Annotated in this window: 21 protein-coding genes; 5 read left to right on the forward strand and 16 right to left on the reverse strand. The window is 46.0% G+C overall.

Annotated elements, in window-relative coordinates; all coding sequences use genetic code 11:
* Nucleotides 1–237 precede the first annotated feature (237 nt).
* Genes NSS87_RS25580 through nagA form a run of 3 tightly spaced genes read left to right on the forward strand, consistent with a single transcriptional unit; the run spans nucleotide 238 to nucleotide 3,019 of the window.
* Nucleotides 238–1,116, forward strand: a complete 879-nt coding sequence (locus NSS87_RS25580; RefSeq protein ID WP_042191459.1) for a MurR/RpiR family transcriptional regulator — start codon at nucleotides 238–240, stop codon at nucleotides 1,114–1,116.
* A complete protein-coding gene (nagB, locus tag NSS87_RS25585) occupies nucleotides 1,116–1,844 on the forward strand; it encodes a glucosamine-6-phosphate deaminase (protein ID WP_076119467.1) in 729 nt (242 codons plus the stop codon). The genes NSS87_RS25580 and nagB overlap by 1 nt, the downstream gene beginning before the upstream one ends.
* Nucleotides 1,832–3,019, forward strand: a complete 1,188-nt coding sequence (gene nagA / locus NSS87_RS25590; RefSeq protein WP_042191463.1) for an N-acetylglucosamine-6-phosphate deacetylase — start codon at nucleotides 1,832–1,834, stop codon at nucleotides 3,017–3,019. Before nagB ends, nagA begins: the two co-directional genes overlap by 13 nt.
* 89 nt (nucleotides 3,020–3,108) lie before the next feature.
* Here nagA and NSS87_RS25595 read toward each other — a convergent pair whose 3' ends face one another.
* On the reverse strand, nucleotides 3,109–4,188 hold the full coding sequence (locus NSS87_RS25595) for a YhcN/YlaJ family sporulation lipoprotein (RefSeq protein WP_339243383.1): 1,080 nt from the start codon (nucleotides 4,186–4,188) through the stop codon (nucleotides 3,109–3,111).
* A gap of 201 nt (nucleotides 4,189–4,389) precedes the next feature.
* Here NSS87_RS25595 and NSS87_RS25600 point away from each other — a divergent pair, with 201 nt between their 5' ends.
* The gene (locus tag NSS87_RS25600; protein WP_042191464.1) at nucleotides 4,390–5,460 is read left to right on the forward strand and encodes a glycosyltransferase; all 1,071 of its coding nucleotides are present in this window, start codon (nucleotides 4,390–4,392) and stop codon (nucleotides 5,458–5,460) included.
* A 66-nt stretch (nucleotides 5,461–5,526) separates the two neighbouring features.
* On the opposite strand, the gene NSS87_RS25605 is transcribed toward NSS87_RS25600, so the two are convergent.
* From NSS87_RS25605 to NSS87_RS25660, 12 genes are all read right to left on the reverse strand, one after another.
* The gene (locus NSS87_RS25605) at nucleotides 5,527–6,567 is read right to left on the reverse strand and encodes a glycosyltransferase family 4 protein (RefSeq protein ID WP_042191466.1); all 1,041 of its coding nucleotides are present in this window, start codon (nucleotides 6,565–6,567) and stop codon (nucleotides 5,527–5,529) included.
* Nucleotides 6,564–7,286 carry a glycosyltransferase gene (locus NSS87_RS25610; RefSeq protein WP_339243385.1) on the reverse strand — a complete coding sequence of 241 codons (723 nt, stop codon included), beginning with the start codon at nucleotides 7,284–7,286 and terminating at the stop codon, nucleotides 6,564–6,566. Before NSS87_RS25610 ends, NSS87_RS25605 begins: the two co-directional genes overlap by 4 nt.
* Nucleotides 7,287–7,317: 31 nt before the next feature.
* Nucleotides 7,318–7,893 (reverse strand): class I SAM-dependent methyltransferase, encoded by a 576-nt coding sequence (locus tag NSS87_RS25615; protein ID WP_042191470.1) that lies wholly within the window; start codon nucleotides 7,891–7,893, stop codon nucleotides 7,318–7,320.
* A 7-nt stretch (nucleotides 7,894–7,900) separates the two neighbouring features.
* The gene (locus NSS87_RS25620; protein ID WP_042191472.1) at nucleotides 7,901–8,617 is read right to left on the reverse strand and encodes a glycosyltransferase; all 717 of its coding nucleotides are present in this window, start codon (nucleotides 8,615–8,617) and stop codon (nucleotides 7,901–7,903) included.
* Nucleotides 8,614–9,597, reverse strand: a complete 984-nt coding sequence (locus NSS87_RS25625) for an NAD-dependent epimerase/dehydratase family protein (RefSeq protein WP_042191474.1) — start codon at nucleotides 9,595–9,597, stop codon at nucleotides 8,614–8,616. Before NSS87_RS25625 ends, NSS87_RS25620 begins: the two co-directional genes overlap by 4 nt.
* A complete protein-coding gene (locus NSS87_RS25630; RefSeq protein WP_076285978.1) occupies nucleotides 9,594–10,433 on the reverse strand; it encodes an SDR family oxidoreductase in 840 nt (279 codons plus the stop codon). The genes NSS87_RS25625 and NSS87_RS25630 overlap by 4 nt, the downstream gene beginning before the upstream one ends.
* Complete coding sequence (locus NSS87_RS25635; protein ID WP_042191479.1) at nucleotides 10,430–11,416, reverse strand: polysaccharide biosynthesis protein; 987 nt, start codon at nucleotides 11,414–11,416, stop codon at nucleotides 10,430–10,432. Before NSS87_RS25635 ends, NSS87_RS25630 begins: the two co-directional genes overlap by 4 nt.
* Nucleotides 11,406–12,500 (reverse strand): UDP-N-acetylglucosamine 2-epimerase (non-hydrolyzing), encoded by a 1,095-nt coding sequence (wecB, locus tag NSS87_RS25640; protein ID WP_339243386.1) that lies wholly within the window; start codon nucleotides 12,498–12,500, stop codon nucleotides 11,406–11,408. The genes NSS87_RS25635 and wecB overlap by 11 nt, the downstream gene beginning before the upstream one ends.
* Nucleotides 12,501–12,504: 4 nt before the next feature.
* Nucleotides 12,505–12,966, reverse strand: a complete 462-nt coding sequence (locus NSS87_RS25645; protein WP_339243387.1) for a hypothetical protein — start codon at nucleotides 12,964–12,966, stop codon at nucleotides 12,505–12,507.
* Nucleotides 12,967–13,077: 111 nt separating this feature from the next.
* The gene (locus NSS87_RS25650; RefSeq protein ID WP_339243388.1) at nucleotides 13,078–14,541 is read right to left on the reverse strand and encodes a glycosyltransferase family 4 protein; all 1,464 of its coding nucleotides are present in this window, start codon (nucleotides 14,539–14,541) and stop codon (nucleotides 13,078–13,080) included.
* Nucleotides 14,542–14,857: 316 nt separating this feature from the next.
* Nucleotides 14,858–15,973, reverse strand: coding sequence for a glycosyltransferase (locus tag NSS87_RS25655; protein ID WP_042194464.1), 1,116 nt, complete (start codon nucleotides 15,971–15,973; stop codon nucleotides 14,858–14,860).
* A 51-nt stretch (nucleotides 15,974–16,024) separates the two neighbouring features.
* The gene (locus NSS87_RS25660) at nucleotides 16,025–17,119 is read right to left on the reverse strand and encodes a DUF3880 domain-containing protein (protein WP_076285974.1); all 1,095 of its coding nucleotides are present in this window, start codon (nucleotides 17,117–17,119) and stop codon (nucleotides 16,025–16,027) included.
* A 436-nt stretch (nucleotides 17,120–17,555) separates the two neighbouring features.
* Here NSS87_RS25660 and NSS87_RS25665 point away from each other — a divergent pair, with 436 nt between their 5' ends.
* On the forward strand, nucleotides 17,556–18,317 hold the full coding sequence (locus NSS87_RS25665; RefSeq protein WP_339243390.1) for an AAA family ATPase: 762 nt from the start codon (nucleotides 17,556–17,558) through the stop codon (nucleotides 18,315–18,317).
* A 147-nt stretch (nucleotides 18,318–18,464) separates the two neighbouring features.
* On the opposite strand, the gene NSS87_RS25670 is transcribed toward NSS87_RS25665, so the two are convergent.
* From NSS87_RS25670 to NSS87_RS25680, 3 genes are all read right to left on the reverse strand, one after another.
* Complete coding sequence (locus NSS87_RS25670; protein ID WP_339243391.1) at nucleotides 18,465–19,880, reverse strand: hypothetical protein; 1,416 nt, start codon at nucleotides 19,878–19,880, stop codon at nucleotides 18,465–18,467.
* An 8-nt stretch (nucleotides 19,881–19,888) separates the two neighbouring features.
* Complete coding sequence (locus tag NSS87_RS25675; RefSeq protein WP_339243392.1) at nucleotides 19,889–21,781, reverse strand: LTA synthase family protein; 1,893 nt, start codon at nucleotides 21,779–21,781, stop codon at nucleotides 19,889–19,891.
* Between the two features lie 196 nt (nucleotides 21,782–21,977).
* Nucleotides 21,978–23,315 (reverse strand): 5'-deoxyadenosine deaminase, encoded by a 1,338-nt coding sequence (locus NSS87_RS25680; RefSeq protein ID WP_339243393.1) that lies wholly within the window; start codon nucleotides 23,313–23,315, stop codon nucleotides 21,978–21,980.
* Nucleotides 23,316–23,326: the final 11 nt, after the last annotated feature.

Raw genomic sequence — 23,326 nt, forward strand, 5'->3', positions numbered from 1 at the left:
CACGTTTCAGGTATTGTTCAAAAACGGTCCACCTCGCAGTCTTCTGTGAGTGGGCCGTTTTTATTTAATATAGAAGAGAGACTAATAATTCTCGCATATTATCCTTCTTGTATTCATTTTTACCCCTTGCATCCGGATAGATTTTGTTTTATTCTGAGTATGAAAATAATTTTCTTATTTAAAGAAGTAATTTTAAAAATAATTTTAAAAAGTTACATTAGAAGTCGAGGTGGATTGATGTCCCCAATTTTATATGCACTTGAGCATGAAAAGTCCAAGCTGTCTCAAATGGAGCGCAAGCTGGCGGAACGGATCCTGTCATCACCAGGTGAAATCGTTCATATGGGCATCACAGAACTCGCGGAGCAATGCGGTATTAGTCCTGCTACTATCACACGTTTTTGTAAGGTTCTACATTTTAAAGGCTTCCCAGATTTCAAAGTAAAGCTGGCGGCTGAAATTGCTCATAGCGATGCAGCGCCTCAGGATGGCGGTTCTTCTTATCAGGATATCGTTGCAGGTAACCCGCTTTCCGTAATTGTGGAAGCGATGCAAACGAACCACCTGACATCCATCCGGGATACTACTTCACTCCTAGATCTGGAACGATTACAAGCAGCCGTTAATTTATTGTGCCAAGCACGGCGAGTGGATCTTTACGGGATGGCGACTTCCTCCATTGTCGCACAAGATTTCTATCAGAAGCTGATCCGCATTGGCGTGAATTGCACCGCTTTCGCTGATTCCCATATGCAGATTACATCTGCCTCTTCGCTATCTGAAGGCGATGTCGTATTCGCAGTATCGTATTCCGGAGAAACCCCAGAGACCATTGATGCTTTAACTTGTGCCAAAGCCAGCGGAGCAAGCACCATCGCTCTAACCTCTTACGGCAGCAGCACCTTGGCAACTCTGGCTGATATTCCACTCTTCTCCTCTTCTCTGGAAAAAGGAATGCGCCGAGGAGATATGGCTTCACGTATTGCCCAGCTACACATCATTGATATTTTGTTTACTGGAATGGTCAGCACCCGTTTTGGGGATTTTATTCCTAGACTGGAGCAATCTTATTTGAATGTCCAACATTACCGAAACAAACGAGGAGGTCAATCTTAATGAATATTCTTAAGTTCAATAGTGATGAAGATTTTGTACAAACGGGTGCGAATCTTATCGCCAGCCTGCTTCAAAGCAATCCAAAAGCGGTGCTCGGTCTAGCGACCGGAAGTTCCCCAGTTGGTGTTTATGCCAAATTGGTTGAAATGCACCAAAAAGGACTTGTAAGCTTCTCGAAAGCCACTTCCTTCAATCTTGATGAGTATATCGGATTGCCTGTTGATCACCCGCAGAGCTATCGCAGTTTCATGAACGAGCAATTATTCAATCATATTGATATTGACCCAGGACAGACACATATCCCTAACGGCAATGCAGCAGATATGGAAGCGGAGTGCCTCGCATACGACAAAATGCTGGAAGAAAACGGACCGGTTGACTTGCAGATCCTCGGGATTGGAAGCAACGGCCATATCGGGTTCAATGAACCAGATGCCAATCTGAGCAGCAAAACCCATGTCGTTGATTTGCTTGAAGACACACGGGAAGCAAATGCCAGATTCTTCGACTCTTTGGACGATGTACCGCGGCAAGCAATAACCATGGGCATCGGCGGCATTCTGAAAGCTCGCCAGATTCTATTGTTAGTACGCGGTGCTGGCAAAGCTGAAGCCATCCGGAATGCCGTTGAAGGTCCGATTACTACCCAATGCCCTGCATCTTTACTGCAGAGCCATCCGAATGTAATCGTCCTTGTAGATGAAGGAGCAGGAAAATGGCTGAAATAAATAAAGAACCAGGAAAATTACTGTTTGGTAAGGTTCTGACTCCCCAAGGATTAATTGAGCATGGCGTGATTGCCGTATCAGGTGAGCAAATTCATTATGCCGGCGAGGCAGCATGGCTTCCAGAGGCTTACGCGCACTGGCCAGCTGATGGTCAAGCTTCGGAAGACCTGCTCATCCCTGGATTTGTAGATGTGCATGTACATGGTGGAGCTGGCCACGACTTTATGTATAGTGATGCTGAATCTTTAAATACCATCACTAAATTTCACAGTTCCCAAGGCACAACTACTATGCTGGCTACGACTATGACTGCCTCTAAGCCAGCCATTGACCAAGTATTTGCTGAAATAAACGCATATCGCGCCACTGAGATGCCATACACACAAATCGCGGGCATGCATTTGGAAGGACCGTTCATCAGCCCGAAATGGTCCGGCGCTCAGAATCCTGAGCATATTGTTCTTGCCAATATTGAGTGGCTGGAACAATGGGAGAATGCTTATCCGGGCATGATCCGGCAAGTCACATTGGCTCCGGAACGCGAAGGTGCACTAGAAGCTATCCTCTGGCTACGTAAGCATGGTATTACCGCTGCTCTCGGTCACACCGATGCTTCCTTTGAAGAGGTTATTGCCGCGGCAGATGCCGGGTTAAATCAAGCCGTGCATATGTTTAATGCAATGACACCGCTACATCACCGCAAGCCTGGAACTGCTGGTGCTGTACTATTCGATAAACGCATACGTGCGGAGATCATCGCCGATGGCATACATGTTCATCCTGCAGCGATTTCTCTAGTGGCTAATCTAAAAAAAGATAACAATTTGTTATTAATTACAGATGCCATGTCTGCAACTGGTCTTAGTGATGGCGAATATACAATCGGTGATTTACCTGTGCTGGTTCAAGATGGCATCGCCACACTTAAAGATAACCCTGCCGCTTTGGCGGGTAGTACACTTACCATGATTCGTGGCTTCCGTTATCTCGTACAAGAAGTAGGGCTCACCTTAGAAGAAGCCTCACGTGCTGCAAGCCTTACTCCGGCGATATCCATTGGAATGGAGCGTTCCATCGGTACCTTGGAAGCCGGAAAACGTGGTGATATCCTGCGTCTTGACGCTGAATTGAATTTGCAAGGCGTATGGATTGGCGGTCGCCCAATTACCATTTAATAAGGTGGTTATATAATAAAAAAGCAACAATTCTCGCCACAAAGGTGAGGACTGTTGCTTTTTTTTGGTTTATAAAATCGAACTATTGATTAATAATTACGTGTTGGGAAAATTCGTTCAACCATCGTTCGGAATTCATCCACAAAACCCTTGATTGGATGACCCGCACGGGCCTCTTCTGCATAAACGTTAACACGCTCAACAAAGTCTGGGTTTGCTGATACATATACATCCTTAATCGTTGCATCATGTTTTTTAACTTCAGCAGCGATTTTCGCTTTAATTTCTTTAGTTACTGTATCTGTTTCTTTCATATTCATAGTGTTATTTGTATTGTTCATGTGAGTCGAATTACTTCTGTAATTCGTACCATGCGTACTATTGGTGTAGTTTGGAGTGGTACTGCGAATACCCATTCCAGTCCCCAAACCATCTGTCATTCCTGTCCCGGTTCCGGTTGCATTTCTGGTTCCCAGGCCCATTCCGTTACCAATACCCATCCCCATATTGACATCACGTTTCGAACCGTTGCTATTCAGCAGAGGTCCATTATTATAAGTATGGGTTCTTGTCCCAGTCGTTCCAGTACCTGTTCCCAAACTTCCCATTCCGGTTGTTCCATTTCTGTGAGTACCCATGCCAAGTGTTGCAGGTCCAGTGCTTGTTGTACCAGGGACTGTATTCACAGTGCCTCTTAAGGTTCCGTTCGTTCCATTCGTTACGGCCCCTGTATCATTCATTCCATCGCGTCCTATTTTCACTCTTCCTGTACCCGACATTACTCCAGTCGGTCCATAATTGTGAGGAACTGTAGACGATTTGGCTCGATAAGATGTAGTACCTTTGGCTCGAAGACCAGTAGTTGTATCATGTAACGTTACAGCGACATACGCATTTTTACCTGCAAGCATTACGTTCGCAGTGCGAACTTCAGGCATAGCAGCAATACGATCAGCAAGCTCCTGACTGACCTCCATTTTTGTAATATTATGCGTACCCATTGTTCCTCCGCGCACGGAGTTTACACCGATACGTCCGTCATTTACCCCCCGGACACTATTAGTTTGCACATTAGTCTTTCCTGCCGTGTTCGTCCCACACCCTGTAATACTCACCAAGCCTAGAAGTAATGCGGCTGAGACTGACATGCTGATCTTGGATCGCATCATGAATTCATCCTCCATCTCTATTGTTGTATGTGTGCAGCGTAACAGTCGTTAGCATGACCTTCCGAAGAACAAGCTATCCTGAAAGGATTTGGAACTATGTCTGTTTACCGTCACCTGCGAATGCACATCGGCGTATCTTATAAACAGTAAGCCGTATTTCAACGAGTCGGTATTGCTCCGCAAAAGTCAGGAGGCACGTGCATGAAAGTTTTATTCACGTTTTATATACCGAGTGGCGGGGTGGAGACTTTAAATAAACTGCGGTGCGAGAGTCTCCAGCGTAATGGGATCGAATGTCATGTTTTATATCTAATGCCTGGTTCAGGAAGCCAGAATAAGGCTAACTTTCCGGTCTTCATTTCCTCTATAGATGAGGAGATTAAAGAAGTACTTGAGACACATAACTATGATGCCATTATTGTTACATCCGATTATTTATTGCTTAAGCGTCTGCGTGAGCTCGGTTATGGCGGTATTTTGATATACGAATCTCAAGGACTTGGAAAACGGAGTCATGCGGAAGATCTAATTAAAGACGCTATTCCTTATTTCCGCTCCTACTGTAATGCTGTCTTAATCCCACCAACGGATCATTTACTGGAGCTGTTTATTGAAATCTGTCCATGGCTACATCGGTATGTCATTCCCAACATTGTTGATGTTCAGTCCTTCCAGCACATCCCTGCTGAGCCTCCCGCTGATCCGGTCATCGCTTGGGTCGGGCGTCTGGAAAGCAACAAAAATTGGCGCGAATATTTGAGAATTGCCCATCAAATTCGCCTTCACAAACCAAACCTTCATTTATGGATGTTTCATGATCCTGAACTAGCCACAGAGGATCAAAAGCAGCTCTTCCAAGAAGAATTGCAAACCTTAGGTCTAAATGACCGTCTGAGTACCTTTACCAATATTCCAAATCATGTGATGCCGATTTATTATTCCTCGATAGCCAATTCTGGTGGGTTTCTGTTATCCACCTCGGTTACAGAGGGATTTGGATATGCCGTTGCGGAAGCCATTTGCTGCACTTGTCCCGTACTTAGCACGGATTCCGACGGCGTTAGATCTTTTATTGTGCATAATATTTCAGGTAAATTTTATCCTCTTGGCAACATCCAAACGGCCGTCAATGAAGGGCTAGAGCTAATGAACAATATGCCAATGCGAAATGCACTCCGCCAGCAAGGAAGAAATTATATGGTTTCACGTTACGGTACGGAAAAATATGCGCAGTCTTTTCGTGAAATGATGAACTCCTTTGCCATCTTCTAACTGCAAAAGAACCTTCAAACCACTTTTTTTGTGGATTTGAAGGTTCTTTTATAATTTTGGGACATACTAAGATGGATTTCTTGATACAATCTCAAATAACATATTTTGAAATATTCGAGTACTTTTTTCCCAAGTGAAATCCTGTGAAACCTCTTCACCCTTACGAGCCAATCGACGGCGTAAAGACGGGTCTCTGATTAAGGTTATAATGTCATCTGCAAGCCGATTCTCAAACCGGTAGGACATTAAACAGTTATGACCATGTGTACAATATTCCTTATTCCCACCGGCGTAAACCGTAACGAGCGCTGCACCACAACGCATAGCCTCAATCCCTGGTAACGAACCTGTATCATACGTACTCGAACTTACAAAAATGTCGCTCTCACTATAGTGGAAACAAAGTTCTGTATCATTCGCTGGAGTTCTTATTTGGTAACGTTCGTCGTTCACTAGGGCTTGTAGCGTTGCAGATTCCGCTTGTTCTCCGGGAGGAGAAATTAAATATATTTCAACCTCTGGATGGTGGGCTTTAACCTTGTTTAATTGCTGAAGTAAATAATCCTGCTCACGGTGAGCTGAGAATCCGCCCTCTGGTTTGCGCATAATCGCGGAAATTACCAGCCTTTTATTACGATCACGGATTTTCGTATTTTTAAAAACAGGACCTACCCCGATCGGTACGATTCTCCCTTTAATCCCATGGTTCATCTGGACAATTCCTTGTTGCCAGTGTGATAGAACCAGTAGGTTAGGTGCAATATTATACGATGAAAAAGAACGGCTATTGTCAGGTAAAAAGGTAGGCTCATAACAAAGCGCCAATCGAACATGAATGCCTTTCCCCTCTTCACTTGCCCGCTGTGATACTTCGACTGTGGTATAGAAGTTGGAGATAATCACATCTCCTGCAGGAAAATCGCTTGCTGCCAGTTCTCCTTCTTGTGCATAGATCAGTTTACATTTCATCTCGTATTCTACGACACCATCACTGGGTAAGAGGATCGTCACTTCATGACCCATTTCTGTCAGACGATTAGCCAGCTCCGTGAGCATACGCTGCGCCCCGCCCCTAGTTAGAGTTAGAACAGGAAATATTAATTTCATTTCCCTCTCTCCTTTTGCAACAAGCGTGATAGAACCCGGCGATGTCTTGCTTGTACCTGCTCAATCTCCTTTTTCTGCTCCTCTTTGTGAATCACTGAGCCCATTTCGTTATGAACTCGGTAATCAAGCAGCGGTTCCTCTATATAAGACCATGTATAATACGGCAAAATACGCAGCCATAGATCATAATCTTGTGTATACAACAATTTCTCATTAAATTTCCCTACTGTGCGGAAGATATCCATATGGAGAAGGACCGTACTTCCATTCACCGGACAGCCTAACATCATGGTCTCAATAAACTGTGTCCTGCTGTCAAAAATCATACTTATCGTCTCTGAAATCCGCCCACCCTGCTCGTTTACATAATAATAGGCTGTATAATTAAACAAAGTATCTGTGCTCTTGAGCATTTGCATCTGGCGATTAATTTTATTCGGATGAAATAAATCGTCAGCACTTAGCCAGGCAAAATAAGTTCCGGTAGCCACTCCTATACCTTTGTTTAGCGCGGAGGCGGTTCCTCCATTGCTTTTTCGTATATAAATAATCTTATCCTTGAAGGGCTCAAGCTTCTCCATCCAAAGAGTAGATCCATCATCGATTACAATGATCTCTATGTTCGAATAACTTTGTTCCAAGACGCTTTGGATGGCGAGATCCACATATGGACAGTTATAAAAAGGAATGATCACCGACACTTTAGGTTCTTCACTCATGCGCTCACCTCCTTCACCTGAAGCTCGCTCTTTATACTGTTTTGCAAGCCAATAAGGCATCTACCGGAGCATGGCCTTCACCATACGCCTCACGAAACGATGGATTTTGAGCATGATGAAAGCCTTTAAGTACAGTTACAGCATATCCCAGCTCCATAAAGTCCTCCGGCTCCCATCCGCTCCGATGCTTTTGATAATGTTCTCCTTGCAAGTGATAATGGTCCGTTCCCTCCTGCGGAAAAAAACCCCGAGGTGTAAACACGACTACACGATTATAGGCGATTCTCTCGGCCATCCCGAGTAATCTCTGTCCTTCCTTCCTTTCAAAGTGTTCTATGGAATCGATAAAAGTGACTGCCGAGAACGTCTTAGGAAGAAATAATTTATCCATATGACTAGCATCACCATGCACTGGAATAATGTGAGGTGATTTATATTCACGATGCAGTAGGTAAGGTCTGTGAATTTCTAGTCCCAGGACAACTGCGGCTTCATACCGTTCAAGCAGGGTACCGGTGCCACTGCCGATATCCAGTATACTTTCACAGAATTTCAACTGCTCCAATAAGATTGGTAGAAAGTCATTCACTTTAATTTCCCGGTACATAACCTTCTTACCCCCCCATCGAAGAGATCAAGTGTTGGAGCGGACCCTTGTAGCGAGCGTTGGTTGCAGCTGCCTCTGCCATAATGACATCGTAATACTTAAGCGTCCCCATCCCTTCATGATTACGGTAAGCGGTGAGTGACTGATTCAGCATCACAGGTGCATACCCGTTCAGAATCGCGCGGTACCATAAATCATAGTCATGTGTATAGGGAAGTGATTCATCAAAAAGCCCAATCGCTCCAAATACCTCTCGTTTGAACATCACCGTGCAGCCATTAATAGGGTTCCCCTGTAAAAAACAACGTAAATAATCGAGGTGACTAGGAAACAATAGTGATGCGTTCATCTGAACTAGTTGAGATTGAGCGTTAATAAAATTGAAGTTGGTATAAGAGATGAAAAGGTTGTTCTGCTCCATGAACAGCACCTGATTATTGATTTTGTCTCGGTAGAATAAGTCATCTGAGCTGAGCCAGGCCACATAGTCTCCGCTTGCATGCAAGATGCCGTGATTCAGTGCGGAGGCAGTCCCTCCGTTACTTTTCCCTAAATAATGAATTCGCGGAAAATACGGTCTAATCAAATCTGTATGAACAGTCGAGCCGTCATCGACGACGATGATCTCGTATGGCTCCCAAGACTGTGAAAGCACACTTTGCAAGGCATGCTCTATATAAGGGCAGTTATAAAAAGGAATCACTACCGATACTTTCGGTCTCATAACATCCGTCCTTCCCAGTTCACGCGGCAATAGTCCAAAATATCTGTTAAGGACTGACTAAACTCAATTCCCGGCTTCCAGCCCAGTGAAGATACATTGTCTTCAGGTGTTGCAGAGGCATCTGAAGTTATTAGTTTATCCCCCGCCACTCCGTTAACCGGAATAGAGAGAGCAGCTTGTGCTGGTCCCCAGTCCATCGGAATTGAAGCACTGGAGCGGCTTATCAGTTGCTCCGCAATATCCCCAAGTTGCCGTTGTGTCCCTGAGTCGATTTGATAAATGGTTCCATTAGTACCTTCGCGCAATATAAAGTCATAAGCTCTTACAGCATCGCGTACATCCAAAAAATCACGTAATGCATAGCGAGATGATAGTTTAAAGGGAGGGATTTCTTCGCCCGCATGTACTTCACTACGAACAATATGCTGTGCCAATAAAGAGCAGAAACCAGTAGAAGGACCGGGACCGATTAGGTTGCAGGGCTCAGCCAGCAGAACGGGCTGTTTAAACAGCGTCCCCCAAGCCAGAGACACCAGCTCTTCTATTGTTTTGCTGAGGCTATATGGGTGTGGGGGTCCTGCCACCACACCCGGTTTGAATTTAAGTCGCGAGCCTGCTACAAGAATTCGACTGGTAGGTAGACTTCGCATGGCTTCTAACAAATATAACGTTGCCATCACATTCGTCTCCATAAAGAGCAAAGGGTTACGCCAAGACTCGGGCACCGAGTTGTTTCCTGCCAAATGAAGGACAGCCTCCGGTGTAGTTTCCTTAATCATCTCAGCTACGGCCTTCCGATTGCTTAAATCACAGTAATAAACCTTCACTCCTTCTGGAAATAAAGCGGAAGCCAGGGCACCCGCTGTGGATGGCGGACGCACCACAGCAGTAACCTCAGCGCCTCCTGCCAAGAACAAATGAACGGCATGTCGACCGGTGAATCCGGCAGCCCCGGTAATCAGTAGTTTTTGACCTTTCATGGGGACATCTCTGACTGTTTCATCCAGTCAGCCAGTTCTTGCAGCATCAATGGGTACGAAGGCAACGGTAAATTAACATCCGTTCTTGTATTCACTAATGTTCGATCTTGAACATGTTCATCCTCAGGGATGATTTCCACATCCTCTTTATGAAAAGCAGCCTGAATATGCTGAAGCAGCTCATACTTACTTACCGGCTTCGGATGCGCTAAATGGATCAGCCCCGATACCGTGGAATCCAGCAGCGTATCCATTGCCTTAGCTAATTGGAGTGTAGTGACTCCGTTCCACATCACCCGGCGGTATCCTGACACTTGACCACGCTGTGCCAGAAACCAATCCATCAAACCAATGCCGTCTGGGCGGATTTCCGGACCAATAATCGAAGTCCGGATCGTAAGATGCCCAGGTTGCCGCACCTCGCCAAGACTTTTCGAAATCGCATAGGCAGAGGTTCCATCAGGAACATCCTCTTCTGTGTACCCCCCGCGTGTTCCTTCAAACACGCAGTCGGTACTGATATGAATAAGTCTTGCATGAACAGCTTCCGCCATCCGCCACAAGTGGTGAGGAAGAAAGCCATTCACGTGGTAAGCCCCTATTTTGTCACGTTCTGCGAATTGATTGAGTACCCCCATCGCATTAATGATGCAATGAGGGGAGACGATATCGACCAGCTTTTCTACTCCGGCTATATCGTTCGCATCTACATACAGCCCGCCAAGATCGCTCTTATCCCGGGTTGTATGGAAGACGTGATGCTTGCCCTGGCGGCGAAAATAATCCGCCAGCATATGCCCCGCCATACCGTTTCCACCAAGGATAAGCAGCTTCATTGCAGGAAACCTCCTCGAATCAAGATGCTTTTGATCTCTTCCTGATCCATTAGATTCGTCTCGGAGCTGAAACTATTAAAAGAGACATGAGGATAAGCGCTATAATGTGCCTTTAACTCTGGCATGTTCAGCGTAGGGAGAATCACAAGATACTGTTCATCGTAGACAACGGTTGTTAAGCTTTCGAAATCGCTCATTAGAATCTCGTGTATTTTCTCCCCCGGACGAATTCCGGTCTCGATAATACTTACATTCGGCTCTCCAGAGGCCTCGATTAACACCTCAGCCAGGTCGATAATCCGGCAAGTAGGCATCGTCATGACAAAGATTTCTCCACCTAAGCTAACCTCAGAAGCTTTAAACAACAACGTAATCGCATCGCGTAGTGTGAAAAAGAAGCGGGTCATTTTCATATCGGTAATACGTACCTGTCCCTTGTCCTTGATCTGCTTCATGAACAAATGTACTACGCTGCCGTTCGTTCCGAGCACATTACCTCCACGTACGGTTACAAAACGGGTGTTTGAGCCAATTAGATTGGCATAGACGAACAATTTTTCCCCAATCGCTTTGGTCATTCCATAGAAGTTCGACGGGTTTGCAGCCTTATCCGTAGAAATGTAAATGGCTTTCTCAACGCCATTCACAATGGCTGCTTCGATCACATTCTGAGTGCCTACAACATTGGTTTTGAGCGCTTCATAGGGCTGATCTTCACAGACCGGAACATGTTTGAGCGCCGCCAAATGGAAAATATAATCAACGCCACGGCAGGCGGCGATCAGCGCATCCTTGTCGCGGATATCGCCAATGATAAAGCTGAGTCGTTGATCCTCGAACTCCCGGCTCATCGCCACCTGAGCGGACTCACTGCGGGAGAATACGATAATTTCCTTAGGATTTTGCGGCAGAAGTTGCCTAATCAGCTCATGCCCCCAGGAACCGGTGCCGCCTGTGACCACAATCCGTTTATTATTGAACATGCAGGTTCCCTCCAAGCAAAAATTTAACTACCTTTACCGAAACATCCGGAGTCAAGTAACCTTCCGGAGCCTCCCAATCCCGACGGAGCGCTGCCATCAGCTTGACGCTACGTAGAATACTTTTCTGGTCAACACCTGACACCACGTTACTTCCGCAATCTACCGTTTCGGGACGCTCCGTTGTTCTGCGAATCGTAACGGTTGGTACTTTCATCAAGCAGCATTCCTCCTGTACGGTCCCACTATCGGTGATGGCACACAAGGCGTGCTGTTCCAAATAAACAAAATCAAAAAATCCGAAGGGCTCATGAAATTCAACGAGAGGGTTCATTGGAAGAGAAAATTGCTCAGTTAGTTTGGAGCGAGTGCGAGGATGAATGCTGCATATTAAACGAATTCTAAAATGCTCAGCCACTGCGTTAAGACCTGACATAATTTGTACAAGGGACTCTGGATCATCTACATTCTCTGCACGATGTGCTGTTACAAGGAAATACTGCCCTGAGATAAGATTCAGCTGCTCCAGAATGCTGCTAGCCTGGATTTTCGATTCATAATGAGTCATGACCTCATGAATCGGATTTCCTGTTAACACAATACGTCTGCTTGGGAAGCCTTCGCTGATTAGATGTCTTTTGCTCTGCTGTGTATATGGCATATTAATGGTCGAAACGGCATCTATGACACGGCGGTTTTTCTCTTCGGGCACTTTTAGGTCATAGCAACGGTTGCCTGCCTCCATATGCACCACCGGAATACCCATTCGTTCGGCCAAAATCGCGCATAACGCGCTATTCGTATCCCCCAGAAGCAAGACACGGTCTGGCTGTTCTTTTTGTAAAATGCTCTCTAGCCCTCCGAACATGGCGGCAAGCTGGCCGCCGAGTCCTGCTTGCTTATCCTGCAGCACATAATCCGGCGCCCGCAGTCCCAGCTCTGCAAAGAAAATGCCGCTGAGACTGGCGGTGAAGTTCTGGCCGGTATGCACTAGGATATGCCGCTCAGCATGTTCGTCGAGAAGCGGAATGATAACACTGAGGCGGATGATTTCAGGCCTCGTGCCTAAAATCGTCATGATCTTCATGAGTTCACTCCCCTGCCTGTTTGATGATGGTCTGACTTGACTCAGTCGGGTGGACTGAGTCTGCTAGAAGCGCGGGTTGGGCTTTTAGCAGGATTGGTAGAATAGCAGATTGGGACAATCTGCGGGATTTATACCGCTCATTTGGCGGTTCCGGCTCGAATCGCGACAATTTGCGGGATTTATACCGTTCATTTGGCGGTTCTGGCTGAATTTGCGACAATTTGCGGGATTTATACCGCTCTTTTGGCGGGTCCGGCTGGAATCGCGACAATCTGCGGGATTTATACCGCTCATTTGGCGGGTCCGGCTCGAATCGCGGCAATTTACGGGATTTATACCGTTCATTTGGCCGAATTCGCGATAATCTGGGGGATTTATACCCCTCTTTTTGCACGTTTAGCCGAATTCGCGATAATCTGGGGCATTTATACCCCTCTTTTTGCACGTTTAGCCGAATTCGCGGCAATCTGGGGCATTTATACCCCTCTTTTCGCACGTTTAGCCGAATTCGTGATAATCTGGAACATAAATGCCCCTCTTTCCGCTCAGCTTGCCACCTTCGCGGCAAGCGAGGCACTTACGCTGCGCGCCGCCGCCCACCCCGGCGGGCTCGGCGGCGCTTGCCCCCGGCGGTGCTCCGCCGCCGGGCAGAGCCCTTACGCCGCTTGCGAGCAGCGCGGCGTAAAACCAACGGGCGTCCGCTTCGCCGGCGCGCCCGGGCTTTGCCGCGTCGCTTGCGGGCGACGCGGCTCGGCAGGCCCTTGCTTCGCGGCAAAGCTGGCGACGCAGCGGGCAATTCAGGCAGGACAGCGGGTGGTTCCACCACGCTGTCAGCCTCGCGCACCGGCGGTGCGCTGCAATAGCGGAGGCTCCACATCTCCGCAAGACCCTGCAGGCGGCTCCGATAAGCCGCCGGACCATAAACGGCGTCGACTCGCTCCCGCGCTTGGGCGCCTATGGTTATCGCCAGTCCCGGCTGCGCCAGCATAACGTTGACTCTTTCGGCCAGCGCGGAAATGTCCGACGCGGGCACGAGATTTTCGCCGCAGCCTGCTGAGTGCAGGATTTCCCGCAACCCCCCGGAGTCGTAAGCGACCACAGGCTTTCCAAAAGCCATTCCTTCCAAAGCGGTCATTCCAAAGCCTTCGCGGATCAGGCTGGGAACAACCAGCACATCCATAGCGCAATAAGCAGATGGAAGGCATTCAGCATAACCAACAAATTTAAATCGGGTATACAGACCCTCGAGCTTTACCTTGCGGACACACCGATCATAGTAGCTTTTGTCACCAGCTGAACCTATGACAACAAATTTCGCACTAGGATGGACCGCGTACACAAGCACAGCCATTTTCACAAAATGTTCCAATCCTTTTTCCTTATTAATAAAGGAAGAAATATAACCGACCAGCTGCTCCTGCGGTTTAATCTTTAGCTCTCGCCGTCGTTCGCCCCGAAGCTTGCTCCAAGCCTCAATCATCATCTCTTTGTCATTCCAAGAAGGGGGAAGCTGAATCACTTTCTCCGCTCTTACTTCCTCTGGAAAGCAAGCTGCTGCCGTTTGTGAAATAGCCAGAATCTCATCACTATTCCGATGAATCAGTTCTACACTAATGGGTGTATATTCATTGTCTGTTATCGTCTCTGATATTTTCCATACCACCGGAATGCCCAGTGACTTGGCAGCCATTGCTGGCAAAGCATGCACACAGGTACTTGTAATAATAAACGCCGGGCGCAGAGAGGTCAGCCAGTCTGTTAACTCGTGGTACTCCCTGCTTTCCTGGAATTTACGAGCATCTGCCTCGAGCCCTGCATAAGGAGTGTACATTCCATATAAAAGAGGAATCGAGAGCAACTGTACACTTATTCCGAAGCTTCGAGCCTGAGCAGTCAGCTTGCCGTCCTGCGGTGCAACGAGAATACAATTAAAGTACGGAGAAAGCTCCTGAGCGAAAAACAACAACAGCTTCTCCGCTCCGGTAATACTGCGTGTATTAGATACATGTGAAAAGAGGACGATTGTAGCTTTATCAGCCATGGCGTTTCGGCGCTCCCTAACGAGGGCCTGGAGCAGCCATTCACCTCCCTTAAAGTTTTACGAAGCGTTGCTCAAGTTTCTTACTCCGTAGTAAAACTCGCTTCGGAAGCATTCGCTTAGCCTGAGCCTCGCCCTCTCAGCCCATAACCCACCTTTGCCTCCGTTCAGCTATCCAAGCCGCTCCATCAGCTTCTTTTCATCAGGTTACAGGCATACGCTGAGGTCCGGTTCTACAGTATATCGAGGAAAAACAGATGCCGGCACGACACCTGTCCCCTGCTAAGCGCACATTTCCATATCCAGTTTGGGCCAAAGTCTAGCCGTAGATTACTGTTAGCATCTGGTGAATACGTTTTGCGTAAGTGTGATCCTTGAGCGTCCGTTCAAAAGCACGCAGCGCGATTGCCCGGCGTTCCTCCTCATGGGTTAAGTAATAACGGATCTTATCCATCATTTCCTGAGGACTCGCAAAGGTCACAATTTCTTCATCCGGTTTGTAGAAAGATCCCATATCATCTCTAGCATCTACTAATTGCAACGTGCCCGTTGCTGCAATTTCAAAGGTACGTGGATTAGGAGAAACGGCAGGAATCGAAAGCGTATTGTTATTAACCACTTCATCAATGTGCGAGCGGTGGAGGTTAATGACGATTTTGGAGCCGCTGTAAGCTACTGACGTCTCTTGTGGGGACATCCATTTGCCAATTTCAATACGGTCACCGTAGAGCGGAGCCTCAGGCAGACGATCCCACCAGATTCCGTTAATCACTGTGTTATAGTTCATTAAATCAGGAAGAATCTCACGGAAGAAGTTCACCCGGTTCCAATAGGCGGAGCCAATAAAGCTAACTTCCCGATTCACTGACGAACGTGTTGTAGTAGGACGGTAATGCTCCAGGTGAGCAGCAAAAGGAAGATAATGGACCTCAGGGCAACCAAGTCCCCGATAGAAATCAATACAATTACGTTCAAGTGTGAATACAAAATCGTAGTGAGCCACAATCTTGACCGTAAAGTCAGTGTAATAAGGATCATCAGTAAGCCAAATAGCTGTCCGAATGCCACTAGTGCGTAGAGCATCGATCTGCTCAAGAGGTAAATCCATACCGTCTAGCACCAATACCAGATCCGGTCTTTGCGCTGCAGCCAGCTCTACTAGATTTTGACGCACATCCGTAATTGTGACTTGAGCTGTTAATTTTTGTAGTGCGCAAAGAACCGCATCATCTAAAGGAGAGTAAGGGTAGCCTTTGCCAGAAGCGACATACATGACATGAATATTCCGCACAGGAAATACTTCTTCAGATCGACCATTCAGGATCGCAAGGCGCCCCCGTAAATAGCCCTCATCATACCCCCCCTTAAAACCACTCAGACGACCACGCAGCTTTTCTTCCTCCGGAGGTGTAAGAGGTAATGGGGGGGTAGGCATAATAAATTCATTATTGTTCATAATCCTCGCTCCTTTATCCCGTTATAGATTTCATACACGTGAAGCAATTACATTCAGCAAATGAGGCAAACGCGCAGTGAATGTATGGTTTCGCATGGTAGTCCGTAATCCCCGTAAAGCATAGATTCGCCGCTCTTTTTCATGCTTCAAATAGTACTCAATCTTCTGCTGCAGTTCCTTAGCCGAGCCAAAAGTATCCAGATCATAACCAGGCCGATAATAATTTCCCAAATCCTCACGAACATCCGTAAGCTGCATAGTACCGCAGGCGCTGATCTCATAGGTGCGCGGATTAATGGAGCGTGAAGGAAGGCGGTAGCTATTCCGGTTATCCTGACCCTCTTCCCACGGGCGGTGAATATTAATGACTATTTTTGCGCCACTGTAGTAGTTGGCTGTCTCCTCAGGCGGGATAAAGCCATTGCTGATAAAAGGTGTAAGTTGATCATAGGTTGCGAGGCGTTCCCAGAACCCCCCAGCGATAAGCACTTTTTTTCCCTTAAGATAAGGTGCCAGTTCGTCGAACAGCTCTGTCCGATTACGAAATGCATTACCAATAAATACAATGTCATACTGATATTGCGGGCCGGTACGCCGTGGGTAGAACATCTTTGGATTGACACATAGTGGCAAATAATGAACCGATGACACCCCAAGGGATTGATAAAACTCTACGCAACCCAGCTCATGTGTAAATACGTGATCATAATGCTTGCAAATGACTGAAGTGTCCTCTGTAAAATAAGGATCATCTACAAACCAAATGGCGGTTGGGATGCCTAGCTTTCTTATCTCCGAAATCTGTTCTAAATGATTTTCCGGGAATACATGAAGCCCATTCATCACTAGCACTGCCCCAGGCATTTCCCGTGCCGCGGTTTCCAGCATCGTTTCAGGAGTACTTATTACAAGCTCACTTACAAGCTGCTGCAGCGCCTCCGTTACGCCAGTGTCGATCGCCTGAAATCCTTGAGGAACATACATTAACTTAAATGGTCGGCAAGCTTCGACCCCTGGAGTATTCAGACGCTGCACAGCCTCACACATGCCAAGACGATATCCTTCGTGATAACCGTCGCGATATTCTCGCGGATGCTTGTGTTTTTTTCTCTTTCTCGCTTTCACGGCCTTCACCCTGCCCCGTCGTATTCTCAAGACAGTATAACTATATGCGGAGTCAGCACTCGCCTCATGGACATCTGTCTTTACTAGAACTAAATTGGCAGATGTCCCCTGTCTTTTGCCCGGCTTGCCCGAACCTTAGATGATTTCATCCACTCACAGGATGCTGGTATACTATAAGAGGTTGTTCAAAAAGTCCGCTTTTGATCACGAAGTAGCCCAAGAAGCTTACTCGACATCGAAGATTGAATTCAGGCGAAACTTCCGGTGCTCACGTAGCTTCCACTACGCTCCGCTCCTCAGTTTCTACCTTCTTTCAATCTTCTCGGTGCTGAAAACCGTACTTTTAGAACACACACTATAAAGGTCTAGCTTGAGACTTACTTCTCGTCATATCTGAGCGGAAATGATTATTTATGGCATTCACAAGGGGGGCACTATGAATAACACCACGTTGTACTTGCGCCATGCAGAACTGCTTCGTGATCAGGTTCCATCATTCCAAGCCTATCCATTTCATCTGCCAGCCGTAAGAACACTGGATCGGCTTATTTTTCAAAAGCCAGTAACCTTTCTTGTCGGGGAGAATGGCACAGGGAAATCTACCTTGTTAGAGGGAATTGCAGCTGCGTGGGGCTTTAACCCTGAAGGTGGAACACTTAACTTCTCTTTTAACACTCGCTCCTCGCATTCGAGTCTCTATGAGTATTTTAGAATTGCTAGAGGGGTTAGACGTCCAAAGGACGGCTTTTTTCTACGCGCGGAGAGCTATTATAATGTGGCTTCCTACATTGATGAATTAGATGAACAGCCTAGTTTTGGTCCACCAATCAAGAACTCCTATGGAGGCAAGTCTCTGCACGAGCAGTCTCACGGAGAGTCTTTTTTCGCAGCGTTCGTTCATCGTTTCGGAGGACGTGGTCTTTATATTCTCGATGAACCTGAAGCGGCTCTATCTCCTCTACGGCAAATGTCTCTGCTGGTGCGTATGCATGAGCTAGTGCAACAGGATTCACAGTTTATTATCGCGACCCATTCTCCCATTCTAATGTCCTATCCGGGAGCTGAGATTTTTCTTCTAGAAGGTGAGGGCATAAGGTCTGTCGCCTTGGAGGAAACAGAGCACTATACCGTGACCAAAGCATTTATGAATGACCGCCAGAGTATGCTGCGTGAGCTATTAGAGGATGAACAAGCATAAACACCTTCGACGTCCCTATAAGGACGGTAAGCGTTTAAGCGAGAAATATAAGGATAATTTACAACATGGAACATATAAATTCTTATATTTCAATAAAAACAGCAAGTCTCCATAATCGGAAACTTGCTGTTTGAATTGTTCCATAAATTAACGTCTTACAATTCCCACTACCTTGTGTACAACCCATCCGAACATGACTACAACCATCATATCGAAGCACACATTAAACAAGAATAAATGCTTACCGATGTCAGCCCTTCCGTCCCCAAGAATCGGAACCAGGAAGGAGAAAATCCCTATCAATCCTAATAACATCAGCAGTTCACCAGCAACTCTTCCCCGAACATCCCGACTACGGAAATATTGGAACACCGCCCCGGCAAAATACACCAGATAGAATATAGTGAGAAATCCGAGCGTATGCGGAATATGCTTGTTCTTGAATTCGCTCCACCCGCTGTAAGTGTACGATAATGCACCTGCTGGCTTATTTTCACTCTTCTCATAATTCCCTAGATAATAAGGACGAATCGCCATACTGTTACTAGCAGCATATTCCATATTATCTATTAACCGTTCTGGATGTTTTAAGTAGAAGAACAATACATCCTTATGGGATACCCGGTCGTAGAAATCCGGTACCAGCGAAGGATCATCCTGTTTGATCACTGTATCGGTCTGAAAATAATTCGTGCCCGCAAGTACCTCCAACCGCTCCGGCAATCCGAGATCCTGCAAATCTCCCTTCACATCTGGTGATTCGTTTAATATCCCAAAAAACACAGTCTGATACAGGTTAATATGCTTCAGCTCTTTTGGCGCCGTCACGTACATAACGATGGATACCAGAAATATCGCAATCGAAAAGCGTAAGGCCAGCTTTCTCCATTTTCGCTCACCATCAAGCGTCATAAACCGCAGGAAGATCAATGCAAAGGCAATCCCAATCGGCGCATTCTGAATTTTGGAGGTGACCAGAAACAGTATCGCAATAAAAAATAAGGTTAACCCCTTAGTCGTAGGCTTTTCTTGGCTAGTGAGTCTTAACCCCAGTGCAAAGGTCAACAGCATAAACACCATCGATACCGGTTCTCCGAATAAGGAGTTGAAGTATGCCAAATACCCAATATCATAGAATACAAACAAAATAGCTGCACCTAGCAGCAGCCCCGTAACATAAGAGCCGCGAGCATTGTACTTCACCAGCAGCCAGGTCGCCACCAGTAAAAGAAGACCGTAAACTGCACCGAGCAATCTAACATCAAAAAAGCTGCCATGGATGAGCCCGCCGATCAACCTCGGTACAAGCACAATCAAAATCTGTGAAGAAGGATAGAAGCCCCTAAACAAATTCTCATACGCAAAACGAGAATGGCTAAAATTAAAAAACTGGTCGGTATACGATGCTGCAGTATCATAGTAGTTCAGACCGATGGTATTCATCATACGCAGGAAATCTCCATTATCAGCAACCCCAATAAAAGGTCCTACGAATAGCAGATAAATAATGAGACCGCAGCCGGCAAGGCTTACGAGATACTCCGGTTTCCAGAACTTTTTCATGATTCCCCCTATCTCTGTGGTAACAGCTTCACATATTCGTCGGACAAATTCATTAGCTTCAATACATACTCATAATCGCTCTGATATTTCGAGAAGTCCGTTACCGGCTTGAGCGTATCCAGCGACACAGCTTCACCATCTGCAAATCCTTTTCCAGGGACATAGAGAATGTCATCATTAAAGAAGGAGCCGGAAGGCAAATAATACCTCATCCCTAACACATTACGATCAATGTTGAGCAGGTCATGACCAAAGGCTGTATAACCTTCTTGTTGTAGTGAAACACCCATTAAATTAGCTATCGTAGGAAGGATATCTAGTTGTCCCCCCGTACGCTCTACTACCTTCCCTTGCTCCATTCCTGGTACCCGCACAATGAGTGGAATATTAAAGCGGCTGATCCGGGAATCATATGGAACACCAAGTGCACTTTCCACTTGCTCTGGCGGAACATCCTGAGGCTGCAGGCCAAAGTGGTCGCCATACATGACCAGAACAGTGTTATCCCACAATCCATTTTCTTTCAAACCTTCTATTAAAGTACCTATGGCATAATCAGTATAGTTTATAGCAGTCAAATAATCACCAAGCATCGTATCCTTCAAATTATCAGGCACAGTGATTTTCTTAAAGGAATCTGGGATTTTGAAAGGATGATGACTGGATGCTGTCACCATCTGTGCGTAGAAGGGAGTTCCCTTCTTCTTCAGCTCTGTCAATTTCTCGACACCCGTAATATACAGCTGTTCATCGGAAGCACCAAACGCATTAAAATGATCATTCGTAAAATAATCTTTGTCATAATAACCATTAAACCCAAGCGCCGGATATAGCTCATTCCGATTCCAAAACCCTACTTTATTCACATGGAAGGTGTATGCCTCATACCCTTTATCTCTTAGCAGTCGTGGTAAGCTTGGCAATTCTCTGTCCCCGAATCCGGTAGACATGGCCAAAGTACCAATCGGATAAATAGACGTATTGCTCATGAATTCAGCGTCAGATGTATTCCCTGGACCAATTTGCTGGTAAACATGAGGAAAATAAAAGCCCTCATCCGCTAACTTATTCATGACTGGCGTCAATTCTTGACCATCCAAGGATTGATGTAGTGGGAAATTCTGAAAAGCTTCTAATTGTAGCACAATTACATTTTTACCCTTTTGTGAGCCAAAATAATCAGGAGTCGTACTCGCTGGCTTGTCACTATAAGGATAGGAAGATTGCAGGGCGTCAACCTTCGCAATCGTATCCTTAATATCACCCGTTCCAATGAGATTGTTATCTTCATTAATCTTAATCGCAGCAACGACTTCATAATTTAGAAATCCGGCAGTTTCCGCCTGTACAAGCTCATTTGTAATCCCCCGTGCAGAGTGGACAGAATATGCCGATAAAGAAAAGCCTCCAATAATGGATACCAAAATCACCACCACATGCACGAATCCTGTCTTCCGGGAACTAAGGCGTTCACGCGGGTAGGTCTTTCCTTGTTTCCATCTGCGAATCAAACCATAGATAGCGAAGATGACAAAATCCACGAAGAATAAGTAATCAATACTCTTTATGGTAGATTCTACACTTGCCTTCACTTGAAATACCTGATTTATTTCAGATAAGGCCAGGTAGGTTGGAACAGAACCAAAGTGATTAAAATATACAGCGGCTGCGAACAGCAACAGCGATAAAAAGCCGTTAAATATCCAATAGACGGTTGTTCTCACCCTAGATGGCGTAATCACCGTTAAAATCCCCATAATAAAAAGGACTGGCGCTACATCCGCTGCAATCCATTCCCAAGCAATTCTATCAAAGAACAACACTCTCAGAAACAACAGCTTTAACCATAACAATATAACAACGATAAAAAAATGGGCGCGATCCGGCCCTTGCTTTTTCACTTTTAATCCCCTCTTACATGTTCATTTGTTCGAAATATCAAATCTATTCTAGTAATTTGTAAAATATCAGGTTGTTCTAGTATAACAATACTTACTTTTTTTATCAAAATGGTAGAATTATCTTCCATCAAAAAAGAGATGCCCCGCTGCCCTTTCGGCATTGGAACATCCCTGTTAACTATGAGTTGATCAATCTTCAGACGATTGAAGTATACTTAAGCAATCTTTTAATAGAACGGTTCGCTTCATTTAACACAACTTCCTTATCTACAGTCTTCAGCAGACCTCTTTCCATCACGATCTCCCCGTCGATAATCGTAGTTTCCACATCTGCCCGGGTAGCAGAATATACAATTCTAGAGATGGGATCAACGTCGTAGGAGGGGAAGGTATGGAAATTGAAGAGATTCAGGAGCACTAGGTCTGCTTTTTTACCCACCTCGATACTGCCGATCTTATCTTCCATCCCTACCGCTTTTGCCCCACCTATAGTTGCCATACGAAATACACTGCGGGCATCCATCGTCGTAGGTCCATGTTGAGGCTTCTGAATAATTGCTGCGAGCCGCATTTCATTAAACATATCCAGATTGTTATTACACGGTGCACCGTCAGCACCCAGACTTAGTGACACATGATCATGGAGCATCCCCGGTGTATCAGCAATTCCAGACGCTAGTTTCAGATTTGAGCCAGGGCAATGACTTACATGAACTCCACGATCCCGCAATATGCGCCGCTCCTCAACATCCAGCCATACACAATGCGCCAGTATTAAGCGCTCATTAGCTAATCCTAGATGGTCCAGATAGACGATGTTACGCATCCCGGTCATCGCCTGTACAATCTCAATCTCCCCTAAATTCTCAGAAGCATGGGTGTGCACCTTCACATCATACCTTGCGGAGAGATCTCGTACCTCGGTTAACAAGGGTTCGGTGCAGGATATTACAAAACGCGGAGAGAACGCATATTGAATCCTTCCATTGCCATAGCCATTCCATTTTTCAAGCAAATCCACACTTTCCTGTAAAGAAGAAGCGGTATCCTCCTGCAGTGCTTCAGGCACATCTCCTCCTTTTTGATCCATCATCACCTTACCGGACAAAGCACGTATTCCACTTTTAGCAATGGCCTGAAAAGCATAGTCCGTATGGTGAACAGTCTCCATATCAACAATCGTAGTGGTTCCGCTGGAAATCAGTTCTCCAATACCGAGCATCGCCGAATAATAAAGGGATTCCTCATCATGCGCTGCCTCTAACGGCCAAATCCGTTTACGCAGCCAGTCCATAAGCTCCAGATCATCTCCCTTTCCACGGAATAACGTCTGGCATAAATGAATATGCGTCTGAACAAAACCGGGAATTAACGTACGGTTCGTGGCATCGATGACCTTTTCGTCTCCCTGCGGGATCAGACCAATGCCGATTTCTACGATGATATCATCCTTAATTCGAACATCCCCGACAATAATTTCCTCCTGTTTGTTCATTGTAATGATCTCAGCATCTTTGATCAGAATGTTCCCCATTGTCATTATCC

It is taken from the genome of Paenibacillus sp. FSL F4-0243, assembly GCF_037963295.1.
Lineage (GTDB): Bacteria > Bacillota > Bacilli > Paenibacillales > Paenibacillaceae > Paenibacillus_AQ.

Coding starts and splice junctions, on each gene's coding strand:
- NSS87_RS25625 (WP_042191474.1), bottom strand. CDS start 9,597: ATGAAAGGTCAAAAACTACTGATTACCGGGGCTGCCGGATTCACCGGT.
- NSS87_RS25635 (WP_042191479.1), bottom strand. CDS start 11,416: ATGTTCAATAATAAACGGATTGTGGTCACAGGCGGCACCGGTTCCTGG.
- nagA (WP_042191463.1), top strand. CDS start 1,832: ATGGCTGAAATAAATAAAGAACCAGGAAAATTACTGTTTGGTAAGGTT.
- NSS87_RS25600 (WP_042191464.1), top strand. CDS start 4,390: ATGAAAGTTTTATTCACGTTTTATATACCGAGTGGCGGGGTGGAGACT.
- NSS87_RS25670 (WP_339243391.1), bottom strand. CDS start 19,880: ATGAAAAAGTTCTGGAAACCGGAGTATCTCGTAAGCCTTGCCGGCTGC.
- NSS87_RS25630 (WP_076285978.1), bottom strand. CDS start 10,433: ATGAAGCTGCTTATCCTTGGTGGAAACGGTATGGCGGGGCATATGCTG.
- NSS87_RS25655 (WP_042194464.1), bottom strand. CDS start 15,973: ATGCCTACCCCCCCATTACCTCTTACACCTCCGGAGGAAGAAAAGCTG.
- NSS87_RS25665 (WP_339243390.1), top strand. CDS start 17,556: ATGAATAACACCACGTTGTACTTGCGCCATGCAGAACTGCTTCGTGAT.
- NSS87_RS25620 (WP_042191472.1), bottom strand. CDS start 8,617: ATGAGACCGAAAGTATCGGTAGTGATTCCTTTTTATAACTGCCCTTAT.
- NSS87_RS25580 (WP_042191459.1), top strand. CDS start 238: ATGTCCCCAATTTTATATGCACTTGAGCATGAAAAGTCCAAGCTGTCT.
- NSS87_RS25615 (WP_042191470.1), bottom strand. CDS start 7,893: ATGTACCGGGAAATTAAAGTGAATGACTTTCTACCAATCTTATTGGAG.
- NSS87_RS25605 (WP_042191466.1), bottom strand. CDS start 6,567: ATGAAATTAATATTTCCTGTTCTAACTCTAACTAGGGGCGGGGCGCAG.
- NSS87_RS25680 (WP_339243393.1), bottom strand. CDS start 23,315: ATGGGGAACATTCTGATCAAAGATGCTGAGATCATTACAATGAACAAA.
- NSS87_RS25595 (WP_339243383.1), bottom strand. CDS start 4,188: ATGATGCGATCCAAGATCAGCATGTCAGTCTCAGCCGCATTACTTCTA.
- NSS87_RS25610 (WP_339243385.1), bottom strand. CDS start 7,286: ATGAGTGAAGAACCTAAAGTGTCGGTGATCATTCCTTTTTATAACTGT.
- NSS87_RS25650 (WP_339243388.1), bottom strand. CDS start 14,541: ATGGCTGATAAAGCTACAATCGTCCTCTTTTCACATGTATCTAATACA.
- wecB (WP_339243386.1), bottom strand. CDS start 12,500: ATGAAGATCATGACGATTTTAGGCACGAGGCCTGAAATCATCCGCCTC.
- nagB (WP_076119467.1), top strand. CDS start 1,116: ATGAATATTCTTAAGTTCAATAGTGATGAAGATTTTGTACAAACGGGT.